Origin of the sequence: Bradyrhizobium uaiense (assembly GCF_010811875.1) — a bacterium.
Lineage (GTDB): Bacteria > Pseudomonadota > Alphaproteobacteria > Rhizobiales > Xanthobacteraceae > Bradyrhizobium > Bradyrhizobium uaiense.
Genome location: NZ_VKHP01000417.1, coordinates 1 through 3,940, shown reverse-complemented (window position 1 = coordinate 3,940; position 3,940 = coordinate 1). Strand labels below are relative to the sequence as shown.

The 3,940-nt window shown below is 60.5% G+C and carries 4 protein-coding genes and 2 pseudogenes; 4 read left to right on the top strand and 2 right to left on the bottom strand.

Annotation, left to right across the window (positions count from 1 at the left end; translation table 11 throughout):
• Nucleotides 1-271 (bottom strand): IS66 family insertion sequence element accessory protein TnpB (tnpB, locus tag FNJ47_RS45020; RefSeq protein ID WP_163163086.1); only part of this gene is annotated, 271 nt, incomplete at its 3' end.
• The gene (gene tnpA / locus FNJ47_RS45015; protein ID WP_163163084.1) at nucleotides 268-705 is read right to left on the bottom strand and encodes an IS66-like element accessory protein TnpA; all 438 of its coding nucleotides are present in this window, start codon (nucleotides 703-705) and stop codon (nucleotides 268-270) included. The genes tnpB and tnpA, both read right to left, overlap by 4 nt.
• A gap of 91 nt (nucleotides 706-796) precedes the next feature.
• On the opposite strand from tnpA, the pseudogene FNJ47_RS52095 reads away from it, so the two are divergent.
• From FNJ47_RS52095 to FNJ47_RS54930, 4 genes and pseudogenes are all read left to right on the top strand, one after another.
• A pseudogene (locus FNJ47_RS52095) lies at nucleotides 797-1,364 on the top strand (IS3 family transposase); the annotation flags it as partial.
• Between the two features lie 225 nt (nucleotides 1,365-1,589).
• Nucleotides 1,590-2,969: a serine hydrolase domain-containing protein gene (locus tag FNJ47_RS45005; RefSeq protein WP_163163080.1), complete on the top strand. Its 1,380-nt coding sequence runs from the start codon at nucleotides 1,590-1,592 to the stop codon at nucleotides 2,967-2,969.
• Nucleotides 2,970-3,208: 239 nt separating this feature from the next.
• Nucleotides 3,209-3,433 (top strand): annotated as a pseudogene (locus FNJ47_RS52090) (hypothetical protein); the annotation flags it as partial.
• A gap of 109 nt (nucleotides 3,434-3,542) precedes the next feature.
• Complete coding sequence (locus tag FNJ47_RS54930; protein ID WP_163163078.1) at nucleotides 3,543-3,686, top strand: group II intron maturase-specific domain-containing protein; 144 nt, start codon at nucleotides 3,543-3,545, stop codon at nucleotides 3,684-3,686.
• Nucleotides 3,687-3,940 lie beyond the last annotated feature (254 nt).

The following is a 3,940-nucleotide window of genomic DNA, read 5'->3' as shown; positions in this document are numbered from 1 at the left end:
GCACTTCAAATCCTTGCCGCGTCGGAAAGGTGCGACCTGAAGCGTCCGCCGAAAAAGCGGATGCCACGGATATGCAATTGTCGCGCTTCGAAGACTGTATGCAGAATGTCGCGTGTTGGGCCCGCTTCGCCCGGAACACATAGACAGCTCCCGAGAACGGATCTGCCGCCATGCTCTCGCGGACCAGGGTAGCAAGCCCCTCCATTCCCTTGCGGAAGTCCACCGGTTTGGTCGCCACCATCACCCGGACCGCACCCGACGGACCGATCACCGGCTCGCCTTCAGCGCCTGGACGATCGACGCAATCATCGTCGGGTCCGCACCACGGCCGGCCCGGATCGTGATGCCGTCAACTTCGATCTCGATGACCCCGGTATCCGCCTTGGCCTTGCAGCGCACCGCTTTGCGCTCACGCCCAAGAGCTGGCGCCGGCACTATGGCATCCACCACCGCCGGAACAAACTGTACTTCTTCTGCTTCGGAGTGACCGCCCGCTGCTTCTCGCAACTGACGGCGCCAGCCGAACAACTGCTGCGGCGACAATCCATGCCGTCGCGCTACCGAGCAGACCGAGTCGCCACTCGCAGCGATCTCCGCAACAATCCGAGCCTTGTCCTCGTCGCTCCACTTCCGCCGACGGCCGGCTCCGGTGAAGACCTCGAGCCGCCGCACCGGCTCCGTGATAGCAGTATGCACTGTGTCCATTCTAAGCCTAGCGGTCCAAACCGAACCGCAGCCTCGCAGATCACCCCGTCACTCGGTAGGTGGCCCCTGAACGGCGCTTACCTCCTGGCCCGAGATCCGGCGGGTCCATCACGACAGCGGTCAGCGCTATGGCGGTCTACGGGTCCATGCCGCTCTGCGGGCGCAGGCACGTGGTGCTAGCCGCGGCCGGATCGAACGGCTGAAGCGTCGGCACGGCATCCGCGCCATCATGGCGCCGCAGCGTCGGGTTCGCACCACTGACAGTCGTCACAATCTGCCGATCGCGCCGAACCTGATCGCGCACGACTTCACCACCGCCGCACCGAACCGGATTTGGCTGGCCGACATCACCGACATTCCGACCGCAGAGGGCTGGCTGTACCAGGCCACCATCATCGACCTCTTCAGTCGCAAAATCGTCGGCTGGGCGATGGGCGATCATCTGCGGACCGAACTGGCCTCGACCACCTTGGCAATGGCGATCCAACGACAACGCCCGACGCAGGACTAATCCATCATTCCGAGCGCGGTGTCCAATATGCTTCACACGACTATCGCGCAGCCCTCCACCGCATCGATGAGCCGCAAAGGCCGATTGCTTCGACAACGTCCCGGAGAGCCTCTTCCATACATTGAAGATCGAGCTCGTCCATCATCGCAATCACAAGTTATCTTCATGTCTCCAGCCGGCCTGTTGGCGGCCACGATAATGCTGCCACCACAATTTTTTTCCTGTACACAAGCGTGGATGGCCGAAACCTTTCTCTAGATGAGTATCGAGATAGTTGTGTCTAGCAGGCTCTTCAGGCGAATGCTCGAACAATCATGTTCTTGTTTGAGCGTTCTTGCGCGCTGGATATCCATTATCAAGGGAGAATGTAACGATGCTGCCGACCGGTGATCGAATGACAGGTCTCAGTGCCCCGGTGTTGCCGTCCCATTGCCTCGACCCGGCTCTGCTCGACCAGGCACGTGTCGAGATGCAGCGCGATGGAGTTCCGGGAATCGCGCTTGGCGTCTTCTATAAGGGCTCCGCCGCCACCGCCGGCCTAGGCGTAACGAATGTGCTGCATCCGCAGTTGGTCGATGGCGACACTTTGTTCCGGATCGGATCAATCACCAAGACGTTCACCGGCACCGCCCTCTTGCAACTCGTCGAGCAAGGGCGGCTCAACCTAGACGACCCGGTGCGCGCCCTCCTGCCGGAGTTCGCAATCGCAGACCCGGACGTCTCGTCCTCTGTCACCATCGGCGATTGTCTGACCCACAGCTGCGGCTGGCAGGGAGACGTCTTCGAGGACACCGGCTGGGGCGATGACGCGCTGGCCGCTATGGTCGCCCGGATGGACAAGCTAGTCCAGGTCACGCCGCTCGGTCGAATGTGGTCATACAACAACCCTGCCTTCTACGTCCTCGGCCGAATCCTGGAGGTGGTGCACGGCCGCCCGTACGAAGTCGTGCTCGATGAGGCGCTGCTCACACCTCTCGGCATGGACGGCGCCTGCTTCTTCGCCCGCGACCTGCTCCACCGCAAATTCGCGGTCGGACACGCGGAGCGCGACGGTCAGACGGTTATCGCGCTGCCATGGGCGATGCCCCGCTGTGCCAATCCGACCGGTGGCGTGGTCGCCAGCGCCGCGCACATGATGCGCTACACGCAGTTCCAATTGGACGGCGGGCCGATACTCGGCGAAACCATAAGATTGGCGGCCTTCGAACCCGCCGGTCCATCAAACGACACACCGGCTATTGGGTTGGGCTGGTGGCTCGATGACAGTGCCGGAGAACGGGTCGTCAGCCACACCGGTGCCGCCAACGGTCAGCCCTGTTTGATTGCGATGATCCCTTCGCTGCGTTTCGCCCTCGCCGTGCTGACCAACGGCGCCAACGGGTGGATCACAGCGCAGCGACTCTTGAATTGGGCGATCCAAACCTATTTTAGTCTCGCAGCACCCGAAGCGCGAGCTCAGCCGCGCCCGGATGTCAACGCTTGGCTGCACACGTATGAGACCCGCTCGGAACGCCGCGTGTTACGCCGCGAGGGAGAGAGGCTCGTCTTCGATCAGGTGCCGCTGAAGCCGTGGTTAGACGGTCTGGATCCACCCGCTCAACCGCAGGTCGGTATCAACGTCCAGCCGGCTGGTCCTGACGCGATGCTCATCGCACCGGGCGAGCGCGCGCAGCGGGTCGGAACCGTCTTGCGCGATGAAGCAGGCGAGATCCGTTGGCTGCGTATAAACAGACGGGCTGCGCTTCGTAAATGAATTGCGTGGCGCGCCAAAAGAAAATTTACGCGCCATGTGCAAGACGAATGGGCTCTGCTTTACATTGAACGCTGGCTAAAAGCGCCGATGCAAGGCGAAGATGGAACGGAGATCGCTCGCGAACGGGGAACGCCCCAAGGCGGCGTCATCAGCCCCCATCCTCGCCAATCTGTTTCTGCACTATGCATTCGACACATGGATGACGCAGAACTTTCCGCAGACCACCGTGGTGTCGATACGCAGACTACGGGCTCGTACATTACCGAACCAAGGCTGAAGCGGAAGCCATTGTGGCTGCCCTGCAGGTGAGGCTCGGGGAACGCGAACTGGAGATGCATCCCGACAAGACCAATATCATCTACTGCAAGGACAGCAATCGCCCGGGTAACCATGCCAGTCAGTCATTTGACTTTCTGGGATTTACCTTTCGCCGCGCGAGGCATGAAACCAACAGAAGAAAGTGAACTTCTGTACGTTCTCGCCAGCGGCCAGCAGAGCTGGCAATGAAGTCTATGCGTATCACGATGCAGCAGCTACGGCGCATCGTTCCCAGACGGCGTCGACGCGATTGCCTTGGAACTGCCCCCCGTCCTTCGTGGATGGATGCAGTACTACGGCAGATATGGGAGGTCAGAAATGCACAACCTGTATCGATACGTCGACGAATCTCTAAACCGCTGGGCGCGACGCAAATACAAAAGGCTGAAGAATGGATAAGTCAGAGCCTCCATCTGGCTCAGACTGATCCGCTGCCGTAGGCCGAAGCTGTTCGCTCATTGGACGATGTTGAGTTCTGCTTCGTTACTTGTTGAGAGCCGTATGACGTGAGAGCGTCACGTACGGTTGTGTGTCCAGGTAAAGCTAGCGTGTTCAGCAGGAGACAGACCTGCCGGGGTAGAAGTCAGAGCCCCGTAGTTTGGATAGCGGAGGGAATAGAAACAGAACCTTCGAAGCCTATCGACAAGGTCTCC